The following is a 26212-nucleotide window of genomic DNA, read 5'->3' on the forward strand; positions in this document are numbered from 1 at the left end:
GAAGTGGAATTAAAAGAGGTGTGGTTACAAAATGATCCCAACACAAGCAAAGGAATTGCTAGCGGTTAACGTTCGTTCTTCGTGAATGATGACGCCATTTTCATCAATGTGAATGGATGTAATGCCCGCTTTAAATCGGTCTAACGCTACAATTTCTTCATTGGTTAAATGTTTGCCATGAGTTAGGCATTCCAGGCGGTTAAAGCTATATTCATCGGCGGTCATCGCTAGTTTCGAAGAATCAGAATGCTTCATGCACTCATTGCCATACAGCCAATCTTGAGCACACTCTATATTTGGCTCTAACTGGTAAGTCATATGGTGGGTGACGCTTGCAAAAGAATGGGACTGGCTTGTCCATTTGTAGCTTACTTGAAAACAATCAACCTCATCGGGAATGACGGCATACCAACCTCGACTTTTCGGCGAGGTCTCTAAATGCACAGACACGTAGCGTTTGTTTGGCCAAAAGCGCTTTGTTTTTAGATTGCCGTTTGGTTTCGCCCAGTCGGGGCCTATAAACTCAAAATGAATGTCTGTTACCTTGTTGCTGGTCAGCTCAGGTGTCAGAAATATTCTAGGCGTAAATTGAAGGTATCGCTCCTTGGGGTATTGAGGCAAATGGATGTCGAGTTGGTGTTTAATGGCCGATTGGATCTCTGAGTGTGCTTGAGTGTAGCATTCTGACCATTCAAGACTTTTTGCTGCCTCAATGGGTGACATGCCCCGGGCATATAAATCGATATAGGGTGTCCAATCTATCTTGATGTATCGGTATGGGATTTTTTTGAGATGCGCTGCAAATGCCTTAAACCATTCTTTCCATTGGTCGTCATATTCGTTGGTCATTTTTCCGTTGAGATAATTAAGACCTTTGCGAGTAAAAGTTACGCACCTTTGATCATCGTTGAGTTCTAGGTAATTTTCTGAAATCAGTTGCTCTAATATGTCTCTGATTAGCATGCCAGAGTGTGGGTAAACATCCAAAGCGCGCTCTTTTGCTTGAGACTTGCTCAAGCTCATTCGCTTTTCTTTCATGTGCGCTAGATACTGAGTGTTGATAGGGTCTACTTGGTAATTTTTTGTTCTTGGCCACAGCCAATCTAAAAGGTCGCGGGCATAGGCCGTATTCGGTCCTAATTCTAACGTATAGGACGTTGGCGCTTTGGGTAGTGGTGGAAGCTCTTCTTTATTGCCATTCATGGCGTTTAACTCTTCGGTAGTTAAGTTTCTTAGTATGACATGGGTAAAGCCTTCAATATTGTCGATGTGCTCCCCCAAGCTGACTCTGACACTTTGGATGAAAGGAATGATGGATGCTTGGTTAAATAGAATGTTGTGGGTTGGCTCGTGGTGCGTGACTGCTTGCGCTTTTAAGTCGTCCCAGTCACCATAACCTACCGCTTGAGCGCAAATCGATAACCATGTGTTTTTTTCGGGGGCGTTGCCCTGAATGATTTCAGCGAAGGTAAGTTGATCGAATATAGTGTGTAATTGTTTCTTTAATATCGGTAGATGGTCAGAATTAAAGAGGGTCTTATTTGGCATGGTTAATCCTTGATGAATGAACGTAAAAAAGCCTTGCAATGGCAAGGCTTGGAATAGTGGTTGAGTGATTATTCGAGATGATGAGGCTCTAGGGTGCAGTCTCTATGGGGCGTTACGCTTTTCATCGATTTTCCTTTGAGGAATCTCATCAATGATAGGGCTTACGTGCGCTTATGGTGCACTATAACTAAATATCTAATCATGACTAAGATTGAATCAGTGCACTTTTTAACACTATGGGTGCTAAGTACATGAAAGTCAGGCCTATCGAATTCAATAAACCAAATAACGAGTACTCCATGCTGATGCTCAGGAGTAAAGCGAATCCTGCAGAGGTGAGTACAATGTAGTGAGGAGTGTTGGGGTGTTTTTTAACAAAAAAAACCACGAGGCGCTTCAAACTATACAGTGATAAAAAGCCAGTGGACGCGATGAAAAGTTGCGTCTACTGAAATTGACTCTCGGTGATCTGCATAAGACAAAGTGCAAAAAATAAGAGTGAGACGACCAAGGTCTCGAAGATTAATCTAGACAAACTCGGTAACATAAAAATACCTAATACATTTGGTTTGCAATGACCTATTTTTGTCTTGTTTGGCTATCGACTATTTGATGCGCTATTCAACCATATCGCCCGCTTCCATCTCGATATCTTGAGATATCGCCGACTCTTCAAGCTCTTTTTGAGCGCGCTCTTGATGGTCATTGTCTGATTTGAGCTTTTCCGACTCCTTGCTGGCTAACGCTTTGACTGTCTCACTTCGTTGTGCTTGTTGGATTTGGTCGGTTTCCAGCTTCATCTCTTCCGGCGTTTCAAATTGCTTGGCTTGGATTTCTGTGAGTGCGTTACGCTCTTCTTCGTTGAGGAGCATACCTGGGGCGACACACTCAAAGTAAATCGCTTTTTGATACGCCTTGGTCATGGCGGGCGATGGGGTGTAATGACGTTTAATAAAGGCCGGTGTCACATCTCGCATCTTATCAAAGTGCAAATCCAGTTGAGTGATAAAGCTGCTTCCTGGTACGCGAAGGTAACATTGCAAATCATCCATGGCTTGGATTTCACTGCTAGAGACAACCGGGCGGGTGACGGTTTGGTGACCAATCGATACCCCGTCACGCAACGCATTTGCACCGTAAGAAATGTGCTCTATTGACACGTCCACCTCTTGCTCACCTAAATCTTTTGACGAGATTTGCGCCATTTGCGCGGAGGGGGCACGAAAGTAAAAACGGGAGTTGAGTAAGTCAAAAATGACGTCCGCGGTGTTTTTGCCGTAGGTTTTCACGAGCTGAGCATAAGACTGGAGACCAATCACATAACAGCCTCCAAACTTACGCACTTCGGCAATGATGGTGTCAAGCTCAGGCAGTTTATGCAGACTTGGCATTTCATCCATGATCACCCAGATACGGCGATCTTCATCGTCTTTGAGTCCCAAGATAGCGTTAGAAGCAATGGCAAGCCAAGTCGAAATCAAAGGACGCAGAGAGGCGTGTTGCTGCGCGTTACTGGATAAGAACAAAAAGCCTTTTTGTTTATCGTCTTGCACCCAATCGGTGATAGAAAACGGTTTGCGTTTGGGCTTTCCTTTCGCGTCTTTGTCATCCAATCCATCCAAAAATCGTAGGCTCTTGATGTAGGTGGCGAGCACCGACTTAATGGAGATGGCCGTCTTTTTGATGTCTTTCGAGACCAGGGATGCAGACTCTGTGCCTTGCAGGAAATTACCCAGGGTTTCAAGTTCAGACGTGAGTATCAGACTGAGCAGCCTTGCGGTCGAGCAGGGCTTGTCATCTTGGCTCATGCGATACGCCGCACTCGAAAAAATAGTCCGAGCGGAATCCACCCAGAACGGATCGCCTTCGCCATGTTGCGGGATAAGTGCGCTGGCTATATTTTCAAAGTCAGGGGCTTCTTTCGCATCACACCACACATCCCAATTGGCGCAGCGTTCATCGAAGGGATTGAGTAAGGTGTCTTGGGTAGGGTCAAATAACTTACTGGTAAAGGTGCAGCCTTTATCATAAATAATGGCTTTATCTCCACGTTTACGTATCCAGCGTAATAGTTTACGAAGCATGACGGATTTACCTGCCCCTGTGGTGCCGTCGATGAGCATATGTTGAACTTCAAACTCATGTTTAAATAAGGCCTGCCCATCCACTTTGAAATCAGAAATCCGTCCGTTTCCTACGCCCTGTTTTTTGAGTTTCTTTGCCCGTTTTTTTAAATCGTTAGTGAGCACTTTGGGCTCTGCGTATTGAAAGCCTCGGACGTGAAAATCTTCACTTTGTTTTTCGCCTTGTCGTTTAAAGAAAGTCATGGCGAGCATTAAGATGGTGAAAGCAATACCGATGCCAATCAAAAAGTTGATTTGTATTTGGCGTATCACGTTATCGTAGAGATTGATGAGTTGGGTGTTGTCCAGTTGGGAAGCGAGCGTGCCAATGTAGCGTTTCCCGCTCCAGAAGGTCGTGACTTCGCTGTTAAGATCGTGTCCAAGGCTGGCATAGATATGATTGCGCCAATAGTAGAACACAGACCAAAAGGCGTTATCGGGCGCGCGTAGCCAGGTAAGAACGCCAGTGAGCGCTATCACCGACCAAATGGCGGCGTAGACTAAGGTATTGTTGACTTGAAAGAACATCCGAATGGAGTGAAAAGTAATTTGTCCGCCACGGGTAAAGTGGTTGCCGGACGCGCGTTTAGGTCTAGGCATCGTGGTTCCTTGAGAGTGAAATGGAGTACTTTTTAGATAATTACCTGCGTATGCAGATAAGCTGGCCAACAATTGAACGGTTGTTGGCTAATGGTATTGCTGTGTAGAGCCCCGAGATGTTGGCAAAACTTGGGTGGTTTTATTTCCTTGCGCTGATAATCGTCACGGTCTCGAACGTGGTCAGTGTTGTGCTCGAAACCTTCAAAGCAATCCTGATTACTATTTTTCAGAAGAAAAGCGAAATTGCTCTCTGTGTAATAGAGATGGTGAGCTTTATGTTGAGGATGGGCATCACCGGACAGTGATTGGTCGAGTGTTTTTGGAAACGAATGGCTTTGAGCCTATGATTAAAAATGTCCTCGTTGCTTATTGCGCTGGGCAGTGATCCATCGTATTCGTAATTTCCCTCGCCGGCTGATTTCAAGGCGATTTCATGGTAAATTTGTTAGAATGATAAAGTTCTTTATGACCTTCAACTTCAATGAATGACCAACTAACTCCAATCAACAAAGACCATTTAAAAAAACTTATCCGAGCAGAACTGGAACCGACATGGTTTGATAAGCAATCAGTTAGCCCTGATATGTCTTGGGTGACTCCTGCTGTGTTTGAAATATTGTTTACTGAGTTGATAACTCATACGCGCGGTAATCAGTCTAAGGCTGCTAGGGTTTTAGGGATTAACAGAGGTAATTTCACCAAAAAGTTAAATCAGATCACAACTCGTGAATTTGGATCGGATGAGAGCTTATAAGTATGTATCAGCCTATTGGTACCCTGACGAGGGTGCATAGATTAACCAACCCCCATTACCTCTCAAGAAATCAATGGCAGTTGCTCTAATTCTTGCTTCAAGAATCACTGGCGCTTTTTACTTCAATTTGAAAACAATTATCGGCATTTTTAGGTGATTTCAAGCTATTTAGTACCAGGAGCATAAACTCAACCTACGAAGGTTTTAGACAGGTCACGTCCAAACTTTGTGGATAACTGCTTATAATTTGTTATAAAAACATAATGTTAGGTTGGAATTTAACGAAGCAAGCAAAACGGAAGGCCAAATCAACCATGGAAAAGATAATTCACTACGATATTCAAAAGGTTAAAGTTAGAAGCGATAAAGAAAGCACTCGACTGACCAGCCAATGGGATCAGGTTCTACAAATCTGTCGTGACAAACCACTCGGAGAGATCGCGAGAGCAAGATTAGCGTTTAACCTTGTCGATTACATCACAAGTGAAGATCTACCTTTTCGCTTATTCATCACCCGCGCACCACAAGCTATGGCCACCATAGGCGAGGAAACACGAGTGTATAAAGAGCATCGAGTTATTAATGGTAAACAAAGCGGAATGATTTACGCTAAAAGCGAACAAATGTTACCAAGAGAAATCCACTATACGAATGAGTTTGTGGCAACCCGCTACGTTGCTGGGACAAAAACACCACTCTCTGCCACCTCCCTCGTTGGTTGCCTCAAGGCTGGAGATGTCATAACACCACTCGATGGCATCTTGTTTTTAGGCTGCAAACGAATAGCCAGTGATATAGCACGTCTTAAAAAAATCGAACCCACCATGAACATCGCAATGAAACGTATCGAAGTATCAGACAACTTCACAGACACAACAAGAAAGATGGCAAGTTACGAATGAATAACGAGGCGTAAACGATTGCCGTATGCATTAACATGACAGATATAACTGAAACTAATCTTTGGACAAAACCTTGTTACGAACTTTATATTACAGATTAACTCGAATAACCTCAGCCACTGTAAAACCCTCAAATCATCTACAAAGTCATGGCGAATTTGATTCATCCTACACTTACAGCGCCTTAAATTTTTCTACCATATCCTTATCAATCTCCTTGATTAGATTAGGGGACAAGCCCAGGTGTTTGGCCTCAAGACTAAACGAGCGTGTTGTTTCAAATATTTCCTCAGCCATAACCATAATCGCTTTCTTTGATGACAACCCCGACTGAGCAGCTAACTGGTCTAGTGCGTTCTTTGGCGTTCGGCCATTACCACCAAATGCCGTCATATGCTCTTTGTAAGGGTTAGGGTTGTAAACAATGTCGTAGAAAGGCGATAGCGTCCAGTTATCGGCGTCACTGGCAAGGAAACTGAAGTTCTTACTGTGATCATCTTGGTTAACAGTTAGGTAATTAAACATGCAGCGCTTAATGAGCTTCTGAGACTCAGTGACACTACACATGATGCGCGTAGCTTTAACTAAATCCACATAGTCCAAAGAAGGCTCTCGAAACGGTGCATCTAACAACCCACACGCAGAAATCATATGGATTCGACCGCCTTGCTCGGTGCAATCAAATCGTTCCTGCTCTAGCCAAAATCGTCCATTACCTGCATCAATTAAATCAAAGTCAGGAACCTCAATGCCGACATTACGGGCCATCTGCATGTAGCAATATTCGACTAATGATTCAGAGTGCTTCAAGTCAAACTTTTCAGATGTCAGTTTTACGATAAGCTTTGTTCCTAGTGCGTCATCTAATGTTGAATATTGCCCATTCAATAAACGTGTCACGTTCATTTTTGGCCTAGCACCACCCGAACCACCAGTATTCATCAAGTGCTCAAGCAAAGCAGACTCGGTGCCTTCAAACTCTTCAATCGCAGCTCGGCCAAGGGTAATGATATCAATCGACTCCTTGGACTCATCAAGTAAATCTAATTCAGGCTCATAGCTCAACGCCCCCATGCATCTGTCACCCAGATAAGCCAAACGCTCTAGGGCGGTAACTTCCTTTGGGTTATGATCGTTCTGTCTAAATACACGATCCATGAGATAAAGGCCCCAACCATCAGGGAGACTATCTCCAAATACCCCATGAATGCCGTAATGCGGCCCTCTAGGCGCAACTTGTAGGCTCGTATCAGCCTTTAAATTGAACGGAGCCAGAGAGGTTGAGTGAGCGCCTAAATAAGCCTCATCAAATTGAAAGAAGCTTTGCTTACTATTTTCAACTAGCTTGCCGACAAATACCTTTTCACCTGTGCTAAGCGTTCGTTTTACGGTTAGGGCTGATTTAAGCATGTCGAAGCACATCCTCTATTGATTTAAATTCAGGCTCAGACGACTTTGTTAGCTCTTTCACTTTTTTCAAGTCACCGACTGTCTCATAAAGCATGAGGAACTGACGCAATGAGATGTTGCCAGATGACTCAAACTTTCGGATCGTCGCGTAAGGTACGCCAGAGAGAGCGGCCATCTTCTGAACACTGAGTTTATCTTTTTTCCGAGCAGACTTGATAAACTCTTTGAGTTCCATCTGCAAATCATAAGCGGTATAAAGAGATAACATACATGCCTCGTAAGTTGCTATTATGGTATCAATTATAACGCCAATCATAGTCTAATTGCTATTATTGTAGCAAATATAGAGTAATGACAATCATTACTTCATTAACACGAATGACAAAAAATTCCATCACTGTGACGGGTCTCCATTGCTACTATAGTGACAAATTAAGGTTTTTTTTGGCATTATTTGCTACCATTATAGCAGATTAAAAAACAAGGCTTTATGCACCCATTAGCTGTTTCACAAGAGCATACCTTGCTTTACATTCAGGTCGATCAACTAGCTGTGATGGCATTAGATTAGATATGAGAAAAGACAGGTTATCAATAATAGTAGAGCTTCTACTCCAACGCAGTTTGGGGCAGATCTGAGTTTGAAGCTTAGGACGAAACCTACCCATCAAAGAGTTTACCATCTCCCAAGTAGCAGAACGACACCACTTCAAATGATGCCGTTCGTGATAGAAAATGGACAAAAGCTTTCATCCTAGACCGATAGTCTTGGATTCAACCTATTCAGAATTTTCATCAGATTATTCAACTCCATGCATTAGGTGATATCTGGTAGAGTTTGTAGGTAACTCTGCCATACTGTTCATCAGTACTGTTAAATACGGGCTTGTGTTCACTAATTGCGTAAAGAAACAGAAGGAAAAGAGGCGAAATGAGCACTCCTACTTTGTACATATTTTCAGGTCTTCCAGCTTCAGGAAAATCTACACTGGCTAAGTTACTTGCTAGCCGTACAGGCGCAATGTATGTGCGTATCGACACCTTCGAGCAGGGGCTTAGAGATCTATGTAGTTTCAAAGTTGAAGGGGAGGGGTACAGATTAAGTTACCGAATAATTAGAGATAATTTGGCTCTCGGGATTAGCTCTATTTCAGACTCTTGTAATCCAATAGAGCTAACACGACACGAATGGCAAGATGTTGCAAAAAGTACAGGGGCTAATTTCGTTAATATCGAGGTTGTGTGCTCAGATCTCACTGAGCACGAGCACAGAGTTAAGACACGAGATAATGAAATTGAGAACCTAAATCTACCAAATTGGCAACAGGTACAGAATCGCCACTACGACAAGTGGAAAACAGATGTCATCAAGATTGACACAGCGGGTCATACTATCGATGCGTCTTTTGCTGAGCTAGTAGAAAAACTCTGTGTGTAAACAGTTTCGGTTTCTTTGCATGACTGCATAACAATACAAGCGATGATTTTAGAGCGGTATGCCATTTTTGACCGAAAATGGGAGAAATCGCTCACCGAATCTTTACTTCCGTTCGCTCGGGCAGTGCCGATAAATCAGGGACGAAATTTATCGGCCCTAAATCGAGCTGGCACGTTTTGGGGGCAAAGCCGTGTTTGCAGAGATCACAGTTTGCAGAGATCAGCACCAGCACGTCCTTGGACAAAAGCACGTTAGAACAAAGACTCTAACGTAATGTACTAAGATTAGAAAAAGTATCTTGACGCCATAGTCTCTTGTTATAATTATTCTTGACGACTGTACACTTCATCAAACTCATTCTGGTTTAACGATAGCACTGAGATAGATTTGAGTAAGCCTTTTACACTGAGAATTATTAATACACTTGGTAGAACTGCATATGAGACTGAAAAGTGACAGATCATGGTCAATACTCCAACTGTCATTGAAGTAACACCAAGTAACGGTAACATTAGAAACAAACCAGATTTAACCAGTTTTGCTGTTACTCTAGGTATTCTTTGACCACATATACATACTAAAGTAGCAATCATATTCGCCACTAACGAGATGGCAAACATAAAGCCTGATACATCAAGAAAACTCGAAAAATTTTCTGGTTTCCCAACACTAAAAAGAGCCAAGAAAAAGGCAAAACTAGCAGCAAAACACCCAGAATGAATCCAAGTCATATAGCTCAAAAATCGTTTTGAATAGAAGAACTTCCTATAAAACTTTAAATGATAATCCACATTCTGCATATTGAACCTTACTGAATTGTAGCCGCGTTAAGTGGTGAGCAACGCTACCACCTAACCTAAAATATTGTGCCGTAAACACTAAAGCTGAATCAAACCGAAAATGCCAAGCGTTGGGAATCCGTCTTAAACGCTTGTATGCCATTTTCAGGCATAAAAAAAGCACCGCTATTGCGATGCTTAATATCTGAATTTATCTATGCTTTGGCAGGTCCGGCGAGACGTCCATAAGCAGATTTAGGAGCCTTTACCTTCAAAGCTTTACCAAACGATGATTTACTTTTAGAAGCGTGAGCTTGCATACGCTTGATAGCTTTATCTACGTTCACATCATTTGTTTTGTTTGCTGCTACAGTCAACATAATAGCCCCCTTAGTTTCCTTAACTATAACCGATCATCACTAAGTTGGAAAGCGGCTTAATCTTCATCTACTACAACACGTTTAAACAATGCATTATTCCTAGGGTCAAATGGATCACTTTCATCGAAACCCAACTCACGATAGTAGTTTAATAAGTCATCGTCATCAATTGGATCTTGGATACCAATCCAATCAGCCTCAATAGCAACAGCAAACAGCTCGGCACAGCGTGAAGCAATAGGAACGATATACCCTTTCAAAGGGTTTTCAACTTCACCACCCTGAATATAATTGATCTTAACAACCAATTTCCCTTCGCTGGCTTTTCCGATCATGAGACCGCAGAGCTCTTCACCGTGCCAAACAGCAAGCTCCACCCTAGCCATATGATCTCTACGATATTGGTCTCGTACCTGTCGCCAATCCCATCCTATCTGACGATTTACCGGTATATCCCATTCGTCTTGAGAACGGATAGCATCTTCCGTGATTTCAGTTAAATCAATATGACCAATAAAATCAGCCTCGAATTGCTCAAACTCATTTTGAGCTTGAGCCAACACAGCACGTCTAAGTTGTTGATATTTATTAGCAATGGCTTGGTTATTCATGCATTTATGTCTATCAATCATTAATTGAGATAGATAATATCACGTTTTTTGAGGCACTGGCATATAACGCTTATTAGACGAAAAATTGTTGTGTTTTATCCTTTGGTTATGCATTCATCTTTATATTAACTCAACTGACAATCAATACGTTGTGCCACATAAAGGGAAGTTAGATTACAAGATGTCGCCTAATAACAGGAATGATGAGTTATCAGCTCAATCGAATAAGTTTTAGTAGGATAAACGCACGCCCTCTTAATTGTGTAGAGTATTTGATCTAAGTGTTTTTGGGGCAAAAAATTGTTAGCGGATGCTCTAAATTAGTCACTGAATAACTAAAAGTATGTAAATTCACCTAACTCGATGTCCAGTTTTGATAGTGAAGCCCATTTGTAGAAACTGTTGCACTTCATATTTGATGCGAGGCTTGTCCTAACACGCGCTCTATAAAAGTTGCCTTTTTTCGGCGGTATTCATGAGGAGACCAACCTGTGCAAGACATTTTCAGTTCATTGTACTGTTGAACTAAATCAGAATTTTCGCGGAGTTTGTCTCTAAACCCCACAAAGCTGTCAAACTCCGAACCATTCGCCACAACCTGGAAAGCTACGTCCTCACCTGAATTACTTTCCAGCATGCAAAGCTCTGGAGTTCTTAACGTATTGGATTTTTCGTTGAAGCCTAAGGTAGAAAGCAGCTTTACTGCTTTCTCTAATTTGCTTCCGTTAACACCGACGAGTATATCTAAGTCACCTTTCGATACAGCATTAGGTATAGAAGAAGCTCCAACATGCTCAATCACTGCGTCTGAAATCAAAGCAGCTATCTCAAGTTCGTACTTACGATATAGAGCTTCACAAGATGCTTGATATTCATCTGCTTTGTAAAACTTCATATTTTCTCCCAAAAGGCGTAGTTTTTTAAGGTGTGGCGCGCAATGCTAAGGCTCTCGTGTACTACCGTAAATACTTAACGCAGCGCACAGTAAACATGTCACGTGTTGCTAATTCTTCTTCTTAGCGTCTTGTTACAGGCCAGTTCACCAAGTCCATTTTTATATCAGTTCAAAGGCTGGACACGGTGCCATTAAAGCAGACTAACACTATACAACCTCTTGCTTATATAGGTTTTTATCGTGAAGTATCGCGAAATGAGTAAGAATTCCATTTTTCGAGAATTAGAAGGCCAAATGACAAAGGAAGAGGTCTCTGAACTGTGTTTTAAATCTGTGAGAGCTGTCGCTGGTTGAGATGAGGGAAATCCCATTCCGCCTGAGTGTAAAGGATTAATACGGATGGCAACAAATTTTGGAAGGAATAGCTCTTTTAGGGATTCAGTCTGAATTAGAAATAATAACGTCAACACATTTGCTCAAACTTGCGAGAGCGATAGTCGAAGCTTTTAATCGTCTGGGTGAGACACTTTTAATCCATAAAAATGGCTAGACTAAAAACTGTCGTTTTGTTGTTTCAATTGATTACGATGGTTCAGTTAAGACAAAAACCCGAATGAACCAAGTCGAGAGGCTTGCGAAGAAGCATATATCAAACTACCCAACCCAAAAGAATATGAAACTGTTAGTCTTATTGTTCAAGTTCAAGAGTAGTTAGCTTATCTGATAATGCTGGGTTTCTGGTGACATATCCATCAATAAAATTCTATCTATATCAGTTATGCAGGCATCCAAGCGATGCTTGAGAGCTCCACTATATTCGCAGCACATCACATTGGTTACGGTATACTCTGTAAGTTCATTTGAAGGAATCAACGTATAGTTTTTTCTTGAATGTGCTCTTTGTACAGCTGAATTTGCGTCCATTGCCTTTATGATTTGATATTTAGACCAATCGGTTACGCTAAACAGTTTATGTTTCATTACCAGCCTTCTCTTTCGTCCAGATTGCTATGAACTCTACTCATATGCCCCGAAAAAACTTCTCCATCGATTCGCTTTTGCGAATAACTTCTAAATACAAGCCGAAGGCTGCTCAATTCAACGGTCCATTAGATTTAAAACGACAGGTTAGATGATGATTTAACTAACAGATATTTTTAGTGTTTTTCGATAGGTTTCAGGCGAGAATGTCCTATCTCCTCGGATGTTTAAAGGTCGTAACGCTTTAATTGTTTCTAAAAAAACACTTCCGTCCTATGAGCAATATCTGGGTAAATTGCGACTGATTGAAAAAGACAAATTTGTTCGAAGAAACTAACAATGGGCCACTTCGTTCTAGAAATAGCTGTGCCGAGATTAATATTTCCAACCGTTAAATTGTAACGATTTAGGAATAGGGCTGTAGCAAGGGTATTCGGTTTGTAATCCATATCCAATAATGTAATCAAGAGTCGCGCTGAAGGAGCCGGCGTAATTATCTCTTCTAAACTTTCTTGGATCGTTTTTGGCTGTCTTCTCAAGCACCGTCCAAATCATTTCTTCAAGGAACTCAGGGTGACGCTTTGGATCGAGCGCCATCGTATCGCGCATACAAAACCAGTTATTGCCCCCTAATTTTTGCTGGCGGTAAGCACTATAAAAATACGCGGATTGCAAACCTTGTAGGTAGGCGTTTAAGCGTATGGATCCCACAGTGTCTGTTTCATCAATGTGCTGCAAGAAGTAGGGCAGTTTGGTGATGTCTGGCAGGTCTTGGGAATATGGTCTTTTATTTATTACCGCGAGCTCGTACTGCTCGTGTATCTCGCTCAGCAGTTGAGTGAGCTCAGGAGAGCGGGGTTGAGCTTGCACGCTCGCACAGGTAAGTAGCAGTAATGGTAAGACAGTTTTCATGGTCACTCTCCCTTTAGAACCCTGTTCATAATACCAGCACCTAGGTGGTGCATAAAGTTCTATTTTATGAATCGAGATCAATATTATGCTTTCGGTTTTTTTGTGTATCTTGGCGCTGATGGATAGGCTTGGTCGGAGGTGACGTATTCCGTCCTTTCGGGTGGAGTGACCTCCTCTTCGACTTGCGACGCGATGGTCAGTTTAATCATCGGCTCAGGTTTGCTGATGGGTTTCTGCGCCTCCTCTTGTTGATACCTCACTTCATCGGTGACACCATCAAAGCGCTCTTGATTAAACAGTCCGCCCGTTTCATTGTTGTGCAGCATAGCCGTGCGGGTAGCAGCCACGGTATCGACGGTACTCCCCCATTCTTTCTCCATCGTGTTGTTTTGCTCCGGTGAGAGGGTAAGTGGCCCTGTCGGTGTGGTGGCTTGGTGCGCTTGGTTCATTTTGCCCACAATTTTTGCCGCATCACCATCGAGCCCCGCCATGGTGGCGAACGCTTCAGTGCGAGTGAATTCTTGCCAAGACTTTTTAGCATCGGCAATATCTTCCGGTTGATGGGCGGTCATTAGGCGTTGGACGTCTGGTTGTTCTAACTGTTTTTCTAGGTAATTCTGGAAGCCTTGAATCGCGTTGGCCGTAAAGCTGGCACTGCCAGAGTCTAGGCGCGTTTGAGTATTCGATAGGGCGTTCAAGTCCGATTGGCTTTGCATCACGCTAGCACCAAGAGACTTGGTGTTGCTGGCGTTAATCGCAAAATCATGCGCAAACTGCTCAACCGAAGTTCGGGTGTCTTTATTATCCACCTGCGTACCGGCACTGGTCACGGCATTGGCCCCTTCGGTGTATTGTTTCGTGGCTTGCTCAAGCTGCTGCTTTTGCTCGGTATTCATCTTGCTGTAAGCCGTACGTTCATCATCAGACCATTTCACACCGCCACTGGCGCCTAAATTGAATGGCGATGCCCCTTTGCCTGTGCCTACGCCGCCCTCGAAGCCGCCATAGACACTTTGCAGGTAAGCTTGTGATTGGTCTTTCGTCCAACCCGTTTGTTGACTTACGCTGTTCACTGCCGTTTGCATGTCATTCATGCCTTGACTGACTTGAGTGTTAAAGCCACTGGTGCTGCCTTCACCGTAAGCCAGGTTTTTACTCACACTGTCATGCCAGCGGTCGCTCAGCGCGGCGCCTCCTTGGATAGTTTGACCCAGTTGGGTGCTATTTTGCTCTAGGTTTTGCGCTGTGTGACTACGGGCATTCGCCACACTCTCTTGCAGCATGCTTTGCGTGTTGGCGCTGATGTTGCCGCGACTGGTGGTTTGTGAGCTGTCGTAGGTGGTGCGCCCATCTCCGTGTTGTGTGGTCACCGAGCCGTCTGGGTTTTGGGTGTAGGTGTGGCCCTGGTTGGTTAGGGTATTTGTATCAAACTTATTGGCATGCGTGTTGTTCATGCTGTGGTTGTCAATCTGCATACTGCCAAAATCCAGATTACCCGTGGAAGCCGCAGCACTGGCTCTAGCATTGGTCGAGTTAATCATGCTCGATAGCTGATAGTTCATGCTCGACAGGACTTCTTGACCGCCTTTTAAAATCCCTTTGGCTATCATAGGGACGGCTACCATCAAGATACCGGTCATCCAGGCGAAGCGACTGTGAAGCTCATCCGCGGTATTCGCGTTGGAGAGCACCAGCCCTCCGAACTTCCCCGAGACATCCGTAGACAGAGACTCCAGCCCCCAAAGCTGAAAGCCGTTGATGATGGCAAACAAGGCTGGCCAAGTGGCCAAAAAGGCAAACGTGCCAAAATAGTTTTTGAGCACCATCATGGTTAAGCCAGGAATGACTGCCGCCCCGGCAACAAAGAAGCCCAAACACGCGAACAACATAAACATCATCGTATGGAGCATCGGCAAGTATTCTCTCGCCATTAAGCCCAATGACGCCCACATCGAGGTGGTTTGCAGTTTGTTGGTGGTATAGGCGTAATTGAGCGCGGCTTGCGTTGGGTCTAGGCTATCAAGGTTATAGCGCAGCTCGTTCATCAACATATTTTGTTTGATGGTGTTGGACGCGCTGGTACTGATGGCAAAAAATTTGTTGTAGCTGCGCTGCAACGATTGCACCACTTGGGGTTTATAACGGTCCGCGTCTTTGCCGAGCAATTGATGCGCTAACAAACTCATGTTTTTATCTGCGGCATCATTAAAGCGCTGCTTGATGATAGGGTAGGCTTCTTCGCACCGCTTGTAGGTGCTTTGACCGCCCCCTTCATCAAGAAAAAGGGCGCGCAGTGGGCTTTGCCTAACGCCGTCTAGAAAGGCAAAAATATCAGGCGCGGCAAAGAGTTCATCCCAGGTGTATTTCCCGTTGATTCTCACATCCCCAATCATGCAGTTATGAAAGTAGTCTCGCCAGAGCTTTTGTAGCGCCAACTCATTGATTCTGGATTGTCTTGAGAGCTGATAAAGCTCAGAGCCAAACAGCATCCCAGTCCGACCATAACGCTCATCGTCAGAGGTGGTGAAAATGCCTTCCACGCCTTCGGCCATCCCCACCATGATAGAAGAGAAAAAGTAAGTAGGCACGGCCACGAGGTAAGGGACATTATCCACCTTGTAAGCCTTACCCGGTTGCGTCTTATCGATGATAAGCATGTCGGCTTTCATATTGATTAGAAACAGGGGCACAGCAAAGAACACCACCATCCATTTGATGAGGTCTTTGGGATTCCGTGACAGCATGAAGATAAACAAACTGGTAACAAGCCCCAGCATCATGCACATCTGTAAGTAATCCCCAAAGGTATTGGTTCTAAAAAAAGTGGCCAGCGCATTAAAGGCTTTGTTGACCACTTCGCCGGAAGTGTAAGTGTAATATTCGAGTATCATAGGTCAGTTCCCATAAGCTTGCGCAGGTTTGGTGGTCGTGCTGATTTCATTTGTGCTTTGCAGCGCGGTTTTTCTCTGCGAATCAATCAGTTGATTGCGTTTGTTGAGCGCTTCAATGGCTTTATCGGCAAGCCCCGCGGTAAAGCGTTTGGCGTTATCGATATCACGAGTGATGAGGGCGATGTCATCCTGGCTGTTGTTGGTGTTGGCTAAGGATTGGCTGGCAACATTTAACATGCTCACGAGGTACTGATTAAGCAGCTCCACCGCTATCATTCGCGAGTAGTTGCTGGTATCGGGGGGTTGCTTGGCGGATAAGTCGTCAATAAAGAACTTGAGTACCGGCGTTTGAATCAGCTCCAGAAAGCCCTCTTGTTGACGCGTGAGTCTTTGGTCGGTGGCTATCTTTTGCAGTATCGAGTCCAGTTGTTTGCGTATCTGGTTTTGAATCCCGTTGGCTTGAGTGATGGAGAGGTTATTGCGCTTGGTAATGGTAATGCACGCATCAGGGGCTGTTTTGCGACACTGATAAACGTCAGACTTGCCCCCTTCGAGCAAGACATTGACCAGATTGTTGTTGTCGGTCAAAAGGCTAGGGTAGTAACGCGGGTTGCCGTCTTTGTCGTACACGTAAGTGCCTGACAAGCTCATCATAAATTGCGCTAGATTTTTGTCGGAGGACAAAAAAGCGTTATTCATGATCGCAGACCAGACCACGTTGTGATGGGTTTGGGTCATATCTTTTAGCGCTGGATCCTTTTTGGCGTTCGCTAATTGACCGGCCGCTTTGCCTCCTGCGCCACATTCCTGCTGACCTTGCACCCAATCCGAGAAGGCATTGTTTTGTGTGCCGAGGGCCGCGCAGACGTGCTTTTTGGTGGCGGGCAAAGCAAAGGCGGCCAGTCCACCGATGGACGCTTGCGCGGCTTCACAAGAGTTCACCGATTGATTGAGATATTTGTCGAGCCTGGCTTGGAGATTATCCAGGTTTTGTTTGAGCTGCGGCGCCCAGGTTTGCAGGGCTAAATTGACAATAAAAGGAGGAGCATTATGAATAATCGCTTTGCCCAGTTTCACCAGTTGGTCTGAGCTGATGTGTGAAAATCCTCCCATAAACATATCAATGCCAGAGCATCCCGTACTGATTGAAGGGACCGTGACGCTGACCAATTGTGCATCGACAATTTGATTACGCACAAACAAACTGCCACCGGTGTAGTAGTTGGCCGACTGCCCTTGGTAAGCCGTTGGGTTTGAGACGTTGGCGTTATACCCTGAGTTATCAAAAAAACGCGCCAGTGAGTGGTTGGTGTCGGCGTGGCTAGCGCTTGATAAGCTGATAAGAACGAAAGGAATAACTCGCTTATGCACCGAAACGGTGGATAAGTGGTGGAAAAGTGATCGCTTCATTGCAGCGCCTCCTGCACACGCGGATCGTTAAGGGCGTTCTGAATGCTATGAGCCAGCGTGCTTTCTGGGACGTCTCCAATGCTCAGACGTGAGAATTTACGGCTGTTGACGTTCATTAAAAAGGTCGCAGGCATGACCGTTTTCCTCTGGCCTGGAAAAAAGGTTTTGCCTATCTCTGGTGTGACAGGAATAGGGACCTCAAACCCTAGAATGCCTGGACCATCAACAGAGAAGGCGTAAACCGGTAATTGAAATCGTTCGCCAAGGCGAGTGATTTTAGGAGCTGTCTTATGGCAGTACGGGCAGGTGCTTTCAAAAAAGAACACCAGGGCATATTGGTTTTGCATAGCAGCATGTGCGGTGGTTGCATGAATCAAAAAAGCCAGCACAAGGGTACGAAAAAATGGCATAGCGCCTCCTGACGTTTTAGGAAGAAATAAAAGAGAGTGAACATCCTTTAAGAGAGCGGCATGGACGAAGTTGCTTTAAAAATCCGATTGCTCAAAATTGGTGGCGACGTTGTAAAAGCGTCCAATTAAATCATTTTGGCTTATCCAGCCGTACGCCAGTGGCTTCATCTCTCCAGTGCTTGGCTGCACCAAAATTAAGGCGGGCGTAAAAGGCACCGAGACTTTGCCTTGATTGTGGCGGTTTTCTTTGAGGTGAGTGATGAAGGTTCCGTCATTACTGATCCCAAGGAGCTCAAAATGGTATCGGTCAGCAAACGCTTGAATGGATGGGGCGAGTTGCTGGCTCAGTGTATCTTCCCCGTCATAGACAAAGAAAAAGCCCCATCCGTCTTGCTTCATATTTTCAACCGCCGCGGTTTTCTTCTTCTCCTCTAACTCTAAATACACCTGTCTTGCTGCTTGCTCGGTCGGATGGTCTTTGGTGTAAGAAAACTCCGGTCTTTCGAGCAGCAGCGCTTTAAAGGTCATGCCCAATTGGTCGGTTTGGTCCGTGATAAAATGATTTAACGCTAAAAACTTCGCGAGCTTGTCTTTATCTTTGGGATGAATGACCGCGTCGTTTTGCGCCTCAATATGCACAGAGTGAAACCAGTCCATCTGTTCGGTGGCCGATAGGGTTTTAGGGCTTGATACTGTGGTTTGCGTGTTGCTTGGTAGCGGCTTAGGTTTGGGTTTGTCGGGCCTTGCCTTAGGCTCGTTGTACCATCGCCACCCTAGAGGGGTTTCATGAGCCAGAGTGGGTGGGAGGTGGGCAAGCAGCGTTAGGGTAATGACGCAAAGCAGTGGATTTTTCATCATCATAGACCTTGGTTCAGTCGAGGTGGTTATCCGCCCGTGGCACTTTGAAGTCGTTTCTTGATTTCATCAAAGTTGGGGAGGTTGGTGTTGGCTCGCATTTCTGGGTAGAACTCTTTAAAATCAATGTGCTCAAAGTTGATTTGACCCAGTTCTTCGGGAGTAATGGCGGCGCAGGTGGGATTTTTTGCACTGCCTAACCGTTTACCCAGTTGCTGAATAGAGCCTTGCTCTTGAATGATTTTGGCCAGCTTGTTGTCGTAAACGCAGTAACTGCGCTTTTTACGTGTGCAGACACCCAGCACTTTCTTGGCGCAGTATTGCCCCACGTACAGGGTTAAGCCTTTCTCTTTGGCTTTCCCCAGCGCTTCTTCCGCTTCGCTGCATTTCGCTCCCAATCCTTGCCCCCATCCTGAGTCTTTACAACAATCGTTAAAACCCGCGAGTTTCTTATTGCACTTCATCGGCTTACCCGTGAATATTTTGGGTGGGTCTCCGATGTCTTTCACGGCTTCGGCAAGCCCCGCTAGCGCGGCGACGGACTTGTCAAAGTTGCCGTTAAGTTTGGGCTCGGGCACATAGCACTCTCCGTCAAGACAGAAGGAGTGCTCACCACATTGCAGGTCAGTGGCTCGGCATGTCTTCTCAGCACAGCTCTTTGTGACCTCTTGCTCGACGCACACCCCATTTTGCTTCAGGCTGCAATGTCGAGTTTGAGTCGTACAGTCTTTCGGGAGGTCCGCGCAGGTGTCAGGGCGGTCACAACGATGGTTAACCTGATATTTCCAACAGTTGAGCGTGGTGGGAATGCCATTCACCGAGCGTGTGGCTCGGCCTTCAAGACATTGCTGGCTAGTGACATTGCACGAGTTCATCAGGCTGCATTGTGTTCGCCAGGTCATATTGTTCTTGATGCAGTTCCCCCCGGATAAAGAGAATCCGTTTGAGCAGCTCAATGTGGCTTTTTTCGTTTGTGTGGTGGGTCGACAAATCTGGTAGCGTTTATGCCAGTATGCGCTCCATTGCCAGTTTAAGTTGATGGTATGTATTAACTCGCCAAGCGTGTAGCCTTGGTTGGGAGAGACTATCTTTCCATCCCAAAAATACGTGGTTTCTAATCCCGAAAAACCTCTTCTAGTCCCTGATTGCCTTACGTAATTGTCATTATTGTATCGGCATTGTGGGAGGGGGCGTTGGCAATCCCTCCCTTGTTGTGTCCAACCGGATGGACAGCGGTAGCTCACCTCACCGGTGCTCACGGAGGCAACGGGAACTTTTGTACAAGGCACATTGTTATTCGTTGGACGATGACACTGTTTAGGAATGTGTTCGATAAGGCACTGGGAGCCGCTATCACAATCGACATAGGCATTTGAGATGCCATGAGTGATTTCAAAAGCATTCTCTTGGCCAAGTAAGGCAAAGCGCATCGCCGGGTCGTATTTAACATCGGGTCGACCTTTATTGAAGTTCGCGTTGATGTCTTGAGCCAGTTCATTGGTCACAAACTCTGTCCCTTTTTGTGCATTGATCTCACTGTCTGACAGTGTGGATTCTTTTGGACTGCGGATCTCTTTTCGACACGTGGCGTCTTTGCAATAGTCATCGACATTGAGCGGGAGGGCATGAGGCGTGAGCGCTTGGCTTGCCGTTTGTTTCGCCCAATGAGCGCTCTCGGTAAAAGTGTGTTGTTCGCTGGCAAGCGAGATAGTGGATAAAAGACTGAGCGTGAGCGCAGTCCAAAGGTCAATGCGCATATAGAGCACCTCATCAAAAATTGGGGCGAGAGAGGGTTATTGGGAATAGAGCGTGCGCAGCAGCGGGTGAATGTTTTGCTGCGCATCCCCGGCAGCGAGGTAATCCAGAGCTTGGTAAAGTGAAATGTTGCCGTAAAGGATGTCGTAGTCACTGGTTTTACAAGGCTGCTTAGGTAAGCAGCGGTTTTTTTTAACCGAAACAAAGGCCGGTACGTGGTGAATATCAAATTGCTTAAACCAATCGGGGCTGATGGAAAAGCCGCTTTGAATGGGCGCCTTATTGGGTGAGCGTATCAAGGCCTCGATCCGCTTGACCGTGGCCGGAAAACCTTCGGGTAAGACACCGCGTATCACCAGTGGCACGCCTAAGTGTTCACTTTGCATCAGAAGCTGCTTGAGCGCGGTCTTGGGCATGGTGAGTGACACAAACACCATCACCCCTTTTGGGGCTTGGTCAGGGTGGCGCGTGGGCTTTTGTCTTCCTAGCAAGGGGGAAAGAGTCTCTTCTTTTATCAACTCTTGAACCTTGCGGCTGAGAGTCAGCGCTTCTTCTCGATAAGCCTGGGCTTTATTTTGTATGTCGTCCGTAGGCCACGCCTTCGCCGCCTCCGGTTGTTGAGTCATTTTTTGCTCAAGCTTGGCAAAAGCTTTGAGCTCTTGCTCCGTGTAAGCTTGGGTGGGTAACGCGATAAAAAAACACAGAAAAACAAGAGAGCGCCTAAAGGTGCTCTCAAAAGATGGAATGGTCATAGTAACCTCTTCATTATGGCCGCTGAAAGGGTGGGTAGAGGGTGTGAGCGTTTTGGCAGCTGATTGACAGCACCTGACGAGCATTGAGATCGCGACAAAACGAGAAGCAAAACTGCGAGAGCGAGAAACAGCAGTAAATGTGCTTGTGGTTGGCGAGATCTGTTTTTAAAAAATCGGTAAGGGAGTCAGGGTGACTGGCAATGAATAGGTCAGTCTCATTTTTGTGGGTAGGTCTGGGCATCATCGCGTCACCTTATAAAAAGACACAGTTGCGCTTTCGCCATTGTACAAAACCAAAGTTATCCCCTGTGACCGGATTGTCATGGCCGGCTTCCCAGAGCGTGGTCGTGGTGGTGTACGGGTGACACCAGGCGGCATCGGGAATAGGGCCCGACATTTGATACCGATAACGAGATTTTGGCAAAATAGGATCGGGATATTGATAACAAATCGCGCCATCTTCGCCGCGCGTCTCCCAGATGATCCCTTGTCGATGCAGTTTGTAGTTAAGCTTTTGCATCAAGAGTGTCGCCGCCTGGATGGGCGTGTCTCGATAGTTGGTGGTGCCAGTAAGCGGATAGGCACTGCCCTGTGAGCCTAAACACCAAAATAACGCATCAATAGGTAAGGCCGTGTTAGTGGAGGTCAACATGGCTTCGGGCACGCACGCAAGCTGAGCCACTAGGTTACCAAACAGTAACGCTTCGGGATTGAGAATGAGGGATAACTCATCGTCGTCCCAAAGTGGGTCAATTTCCGTCATGTAGGCAACATCAAACACATCTGTGGCCATGCAGGCGGTGGATTGCATCAGTTGTAGCCAATAAATGATGGGGTACTTATACCAATGGGCGTGATAAAAACCTCCGTCACTGCTGTCACTGTCACGAGCGGTCACGCGACCACCGATACGCTGAGTGTTGGCGCCTGACATTTGCACGCCCATGTTCACCATACAATAAGGGACGCGCGTGATATCGGTTAAGGCATAAGGCTCCCAATAGCCAATGTTGATGCCGATTTGCACAAAGATAGGCGGCGGTTTCGGGCAATAAGAGATAGGCATTGTGGGGTTATTGGTGTCTGGATATTTGGACGGCATGACTGTGGATGAGCCTATTGTCATCGGGAACAAACAATCCCAACAAATATCGGTAATGGGGTTAATAAAACGGCTTTTACACGCCGCACTGGCTGCTAGGGTTGATGGGGCAATAAAAACCAATAGGCAGCACAACAGTAAACGCAAGTGTCGTTGAGTCATGGTGGGGTCCTTTTTCCACGCAGAGCGTGGGACTCCTTTTGTCTCGACAACAGGCTTCGCCACATTATCGCAGCCAAAAGCGAGCTTGGTTAATAGAAAAAGAAGTGATATTGGAAGCATGATCAAGGGGAGGCGCGCACTTCTAAGGCCATTTCATTATCATTGCTCTACTTCCAAGGGCTGCAAACCCGATACGTTCACTTCATCGATGCGCCAGCGCGTGCCATCTTGATAGGCAATGGCCGGGACGTGAGTGATGTTAAGCGATTGGGTTAAGTGGCCTTGCTGCGCAAAATACATTCTTGCATCAAGTAAGGTCGCCATTTTATTCGGGCTGCCTCCCGTCAGCACCCACTTGATTGGCTTGGCGTTTTGATACTCGCTGGCGAACCTTCGTTGCTGCGCGTCTCTGGCATCAAAAAAGACCAGTACCTTACTGAGCTCAAATAGAGGCAAAACGTCTTGACCGTCTACCTTTGGCCAAGTGCGGCTATCAAAGGGGTTCACTCTGGTGCCCGCTTTGGCAATCACGGCCCCCGTGGTGGGGGCGATGATGTCTTTAGGGAGAGTGATGCTTGGATCTACATAAAAGGTGCGGGGATCGGTTGTGGTGGTTAAGCCTGCAACCGGCGGCGGGTTTTCAATGCTTTGCAGGGCGCGCTCAGTGAACTCGTTTTGCATGTCCGCCAATTGACCACTGGCCTCAAACCCTTTCAGTCTTTGGTGTATCCATTCCAGCATGTCGATTTCACCGATAGGGAAGACCGGGGCGACTTGCCCCAGCGCTTTCCCGTGAGCGTTAAAAGTGGCCATGCCTGCTGCGAGGATAAAAGGCAGCAAACTAAGTGCTTGCCCCAATGGCTTGATTAAAGGCGTCAATGTCTTTGCCATAAAAGTGCCTGGAGGTTTGCTCAATGGCGCGCTCCAGTGATTGGCCTTGTTTATAAAGATTTTCACAATACTCAAACTCCTTAGGCTCGGTTGAGAACATGGCGCGTTTCACCGGAGAGGCGAAAAAGCGGTGATAGGTGACATGGCCACCCGCTTTGATGCGCGCGCTGCTGTATCCTGCTTCAACAGACGGGGCGAAGCTTTTAATGATGCGCTGCTCAAACGGTGAGAAGGCATCCGGGTTTTGGAGCAGATACTTATCAAACCCTTCCCCTTGACGAAGAATGATGTGAATGTCTGAGTTGTTGTAGCAGGCTTTGGCTTCCTCGTTACTAAAGAAGTCTTCAATCCCTTGAGTCACCGTACAAAAAGCGCCGCCGAACTTACGGGCGGTGCGATAACCGGTGTTGATGAACTCCCTCGCTTGCTCGTTTGCCCCAGAGAGGAGGCTCCAGGCCTCTTCAATGATGCACAGCTTTGGGGTAGAGCGAGATCCAGCTAGGTACATCTGCTGGTTAATCGACACCATGAGAGCAAAAATCACGGGTCTGAGCACAGCAGGCGGGAACCCATCGAGTTCAAGCGTGGTGATTTCCACATTGGGGTCGAGCATGGATGGCTTGTTGAACACGTCTTTGTACATGCCATCTGTGCAGAACTTTTTCAGTTGCACCGCTATGTCTTTAATGCGTCGGTCGCTTTCTTCTCCAGCAATCTCAATCAAGGCGTCTCTGACATCATCCACCAAGACTTGATGACCTTTACGCTCCCATGCCGTCACTATCGCATCGCCTAAGACGCTTTGTTGAAACGCCGTCAGTGGTACGTAGGGTGACGCGATGGTGGCAAACAACGCCGTGATATTATCGAGCGCTTCCATCATGGGATCGACAGGTCTGCCGTCATCATCCACAAACTCAAACTCAGCACTTTGCATGGCGCCTAAATGCGTGAACGGGTTTAAGAAGATGTTGGCGTGGGTCATGTAGGTCCCCCCAAGGCTCAGGGTCAGCTTTTTATAGCTGGCTCCTTTATCGAGGATCCACACTTTACCGCCCATGGCGTAAACCGTTTCAGCGATTTCTTGGACTAGGAAGCTTTTCCCTGCGCCTGAGCCTCCCGTCAGGGCGATGTTTTGGTTATCACTGCCACAGGTGAAAGGGTTAAAGAACGAAATTTGTTGGCGCATAGTGGGCAGCAATACGCCACCTTTGAGCTGGCTAAAGTCCATGATGAGCGGAAAGAAATTCACCAGGTTAGAGCTCTTTAAGGTACGAACGCGCCCCGCTTTTTTACAATCGCCCCATAATCCTTCACTCATCATAAAAGGCAACGTGGAGAGCAGCGCTTGTGGCTGATTCATTTTCAGTGGAATGATGTCAAGGCCAGCATGGCTAAATGACTCCTTCGCCGCTTGGGTGTCTTTTTTCTGGTGGGCTTTATCGGTCATCAGCGAGACCGTGAGCACCATAGATGCAATGGTGAACTCTTTAGACAACAACCCTTTTTGCAAGGCTTTGCGCTCTTTGAGTTCATCTTCAGCCATGGGCGCGAGTATCGCCATTTGGCTGTTCACCGTCTTGGTTAAGTCTTTTATCTTGTTATCGTTATCCGCATTTTGCTTACCGGTTGGCTCATTGCGAAAACTCAAGGTAACGCGATGAGGGCAAGTGATGTTACGCGACACATTACGGATTGAAGAAAAGGCTTCTGGTAAAGCGTACAAGCGATAATCACCAGGCAATCGAGAAAGCCCTAAATGAACAAGGCGTGTGCGTACCTCTTCCCCTTGGTCATTGGTATGACGGGTGGCGATATGACCACGATGGGTTAACGCTTCGGTATCGGGAGATAACGCTTGCAGGTTCAAAGGTTCTAATGGGTTGTAGCTTTTTTCATTGGGTCTGTCTTGGCTTTTATCAAAGTTTAAGGTATCACCGACGCTGGTCAACAGTCCCTCAGGCGTGACGGGCAGTAAATCAAAACCAAGCTGCGCCAGCCCCGTTTCTAGAGTCATTCTCGCATCAAGCAGCTCTTGTGGGTCTTTTTCCGTGGTGGAGACAAAAAAGAATGCGTCGTAGTCGCGCAAATCAAAGCGATTGTTTTTTTGCCTATGTAGAAACCCGTGTTGCGCCGCGTAGTGGGCGTAAATGGCGTCATCGTTGGCCATTTTCTGACAGATACCGCCCCGCTGACTGAGAAGGGCTTGGTTCCCTTCGAGATAGTGCGCCACTCGGTTGTGACCAAAAAGCTGCACTTGATAATCCCATTTATCCCCTGCGGGTAAATCCCCCATAAGGTGGCTTAACGACTGAATTAAATCGTCGTTAGCGCCCCCAAGGAGACTGATTTTAAAACCAAAACCGCGAGAGTGAGTATTGTCGAACACCTGCTCAATGGGATCGTAGTCTCGATACGGCAGTTCATGGTGAAGGTGGTTTTGGGCTTGCTTGGCCTCTTGAAATAAGGCGGATAAGCCACTGCGTGAGGAGGAAAACATGGGGGATCCCTTTTTCTATTTTAATGTTAGGGGGCGTGACACAATCTTGGATCGCTTGATGGATTACCCCCTAATTGAGAGAAGTCTGAGACTGAATGTCGCGCGCCCATGATAAAAATGATGTTTAAGCTTCGTTTCTTTTTTTTCCTAA

General features: G+C 46.0%; 22 protein-coding genes and 1 pseudogene. 4 read left to right on the forward strand and 19 right to left on the reverse strand.

All coding sequences use genetic code 11. From position 1 onward, the window contains the following. Window positions 1-24 precede the first annotated feature (24 nt). Window positions 25-1548, reverse strand: coding sequence for a hypothetical protein (locus OC193_RS25005; RefSeq protein WP_132785204.1), 1524 nt, complete (start codon window positions 1546-1548; stop codon window positions 25-27). Window positions 1549-2165: 617 nt separating this feature from the next. After that, complete coding sequence (gene traD / locus OC193_RS25010; RefSeq protein ID WP_237300801.1) at window positions 2166-4271, reverse strand: type IV conjugative transfer system coupling protein TraD; 2106 nt, start codon at window positions 4269-4271, stop codon at window positions 2166-2168. A gap of 481 nt (window positions 4272-4752) precedes the next feature. On the opposite strand from traD, the gene OC193_RS25015 reads away from it, so the two are divergent. Both OC193_RS25015 and OC193_RS25020 read left to right on the forward strand, forming a co-directional pair. Further along, entirely contained in the window at window positions 4753-5025 is a 273-nt protein-coding gene (locus OC193_RS25015; protein ID WP_048657775.1) for a helix-turn-helix domain-containing protein, read from the forward strand. Window positions 5026-5339: 314 nt separating this feature from the next. Continuing rightward, complete coding sequence (locus tag OC193_RS25020; RefSeq protein WP_237300800.1) at window positions 5340-5927, forward strand: ECs1377 family protein; 588 nt, start codon at window positions 5340-5342, stop codon at window positions 5925-5927. Between the two features lie 174 nt (window positions 5928-6101). Here the strand turns inward: OC193_RS25020 and OC193_RS25025 are convergent, their stop codons facing one another. Both OC193_RS25025 and OC193_RS25030 read right to left on the reverse strand, forming a co-directional pair. Further along, window positions 6102-7337, reverse strand: coding sequence for a type II toxin-antitoxin system HipA family toxin (locus OC193_RS25025; protein ID WP_048657858.1), 1236 nt, complete (start codon window positions 7335-7337; stop codon window positions 6102-6104). Further along, the gene (locus tag OC193_RS25030; RefSeq protein WP_048657864.1) at window positions 7330-7605 is read right to left on the reverse strand and encodes a helix-turn-helix domain-containing protein; all 276 of its coding nucleotides are present in this window, start codon (window positions 7603-7605) and stop codon (window positions 7330-7332) included. The genes OC193_RS25025 and OC193_RS25030 overlap by 8 nt, the downstream gene beginning before the upstream one ends. 663 nt (window positions 7606-8268) lie before the next feature. Between OC193_RS25030 and OC193_RS25035 the strand changes: the two genes are divergently transcribed. Further along, window positions 8269-8775: an AAA family ATPase gene (locus tag OC193_RS25035; RefSeq protein WP_048657859.1), complete on the forward strand. Its 507-nt coding sequence runs from the start codon at window positions 8269-8271 to the stop codon at window positions 8773-8775. 323 nt (window positions 8776-9098) lie between these two features. On the opposite strand, the gene OC193_RS25040 is transcribed toward OC193_RS25035, so the two are convergent. The 4 genes from OC193_RS25040 to OC193_RS25055 all read right to left on the reverse strand — a co-directional run bounded on the left by OC193_RS25040 (window position 9099) and on the right by OC193_RS25055 (window position 11440). Next, the gene (locus tag OC193_RS25040; RefSeq protein ID WP_132785188.1) at window positions 9099-9506 is read right to left on the reverse strand and encodes a hypothetical protein; all 408 of its coding nucleotides are present in this window, start codon (window positions 9504-9506) and stop codon (window positions 9099-9101) included. Window positions 9507-9769: 263 nt separating this feature from the next. Then, entirely contained in the window at window positions 9770-9934 is a 165-nt protein-coding gene (locus OC193_RS25045; protein WP_155407271.1) for a hypothetical protein, read from the reverse strand. A 56-nt stretch (window positions 9935-9990) separates the two neighbouring features. Continuing rightward, window positions 9991-10545, reverse strand: a complete 555-nt coding sequence (locus OC193_RS25050; RefSeq protein ID WP_048657861.1) for a hypothetical protein — start codon at window positions 10543-10545, stop codon at window positions 9991-9993. A gap of 409 nt (window positions 10546-10954) precedes the next feature. Further along, window positions 10955-11440, reverse strand: coding sequence for a GrpB family protein (locus tag OC193_RS25055; protein WP_048657862.1), 486 nt, complete (start codon window positions 11438-11440; stop codon window positions 10955-10957). Window positions 11441-11680: 240 nt separating this feature from the next. Here OC193_RS25055 and OC193_RS25060 point away from each other — a divergent pair. Continuing rightward, a pseudogene (locus tag OC193_RS25060) lies at window positions 11681-11990 on the forward strand (regulator). 161 nt (window positions 11991-12151) lie between these two features. Here the strand turns inward: OC193_RS25060 and OC193_RS25065 are convergent. The 11 genes from OC193_RS25065 to traC form a co-directional block, all read right to left on the reverse strand. Beyond that, on the reverse strand, window positions 12152-12421 hold the full coding sequence (locus OC193_RS25065) for a hypothetical protein (protein ID WP_048657863.1): 270 nt from the start codon (window positions 12419-12421) through the stop codon (window positions 12152-12154). 375 nt (window positions 12422-12796) lie between these two features. Then, window positions 12797-13333: a hypothetical protein gene (locus OC193_RS25070; protein ID WP_048666366.1), complete on the reverse strand. Its 537-nt coding sequence runs from the start codon at window positions 13331-13333 to the stop codon at window positions 12797-12799. A gap of 83 nt (window positions 13334-13416) precedes the next feature. Next, a complete protein-coding gene (gene traG / locus OC193_RS25075; protein WP_237300799.1) occupies window positions 13417-16224 on the reverse strand; it encodes a conjugal transfer mating-pair stabilization protein TraG in 2808 nt (935 codons plus the stop codon). Between the two features lie 3 nt (window positions 16225-16227). Continuing rightward, window positions 16228-17634 (reverse strand): conjugal transfer protein TraH, encoded by a 1407-nt coding sequence (locus OC193_RS25080; protein ID WP_048661582.1) that lies wholly within the window; start codon window positions 17632-17634, stop codon window positions 16228-16230. After that, the gene (gene trbB, locus OC193_RS25085) at window positions 17631-18044 is read right to left on the reverse strand and encodes a type-F conjugative transfer system pilin assembly thiol-disulfide isomerase TrbB (RefSeq protein WP_048661583.1); all 414 of its coding nucleotides are present in this window, start codon (window positions 18042-18044) and stop codon (window positions 17631-17633) included. Before trbB ends, OC193_RS25080 begins: the two co-directional genes overlap by 4 nt. A 75-nt stretch (window positions 18045-18119) precedes the next feature. Then, on the reverse strand, window positions 18120-18905 hold the full coding sequence (gene traF, locus OC193_RS25090) for a type-F conjugative transfer system pilin assembly protein TraF (protein ID WP_132974765.1): 786 nt from the start codon (window positions 18903-18905) through the stop codon (window positions 18120-18122). 23 nt (window positions 18906-18928) lie between these two features. Continuing rightward, on the reverse strand, window positions 18929-20656 hold the full coding sequence (gene traN / locus OC193_RS25095) for a type-F conjugative transfer system mating-pair stabilization protein TraN (protein ID WP_237300798.1): 1728 nt from the start codon (window positions 20654-20656) through the stop codon (window positions 18929-18931). A gap of 36 nt (window positions 20657-20692) precedes the next feature. After that, a complete protein-coding gene (gene trbC / locus OC193_RS25100) occupies window positions 20693-21406 on the reverse strand; it encodes a type-F conjugative transfer system pilin assembly protein TrbC (RefSeq protein ID WP_171762886.1) in 714 nt (237 codons plus the stop codon). A 253-nt stretch (window positions 21407-21659) separates the two neighbouring features. Further along, window positions 21660-22670, reverse strand: coding sequence for a conjugal transfer pilus assembly protein TraU (traU, locus tag OC193_RS25105; protein ID WP_048661614.1), 1011 nt, complete (start codon window positions 22668-22670; stop codon window positions 21660-21662). Window positions 22671-22829: 159 nt separating this feature from the next. Beyond that, on the reverse strand, window positions 22830-23561 hold the full coding sequence (traW, locus tag OC193_RS25110) for a type-F conjugative transfer system protein TraW (RefSeq protein ID WP_080967333.1): 732 nt from the start codon (window positions 23559-23561) through the stop codon (window positions 22830-22832). After that, window positions 23512-26061 (reverse strand): type IV secretion system protein TraC, encoded by a 2550-nt coding sequence (gene traC, locus OC193_RS25115; protein ID WP_048669621.1) that lies wholly within the window; start codon window positions 26059-26061, stop codon window positions 23512-23514. Before traC ends, traW begins: the two co-directional genes overlap by 50 nt. Between the last annotated feature and the right edge of the window lie 151 nt (window positions 26062-26212).

The sequence above is a fragment of the Vibrio crassostreae genome, from assembly GCF_024347415.1.
Classification (GTDB): domain Bacteria; phylum Pseudomonadota; class Gammaproteobacteria; order Enterobacterales; family Vibrionaceae; genus Vibrio; species Vibrio crassostreae.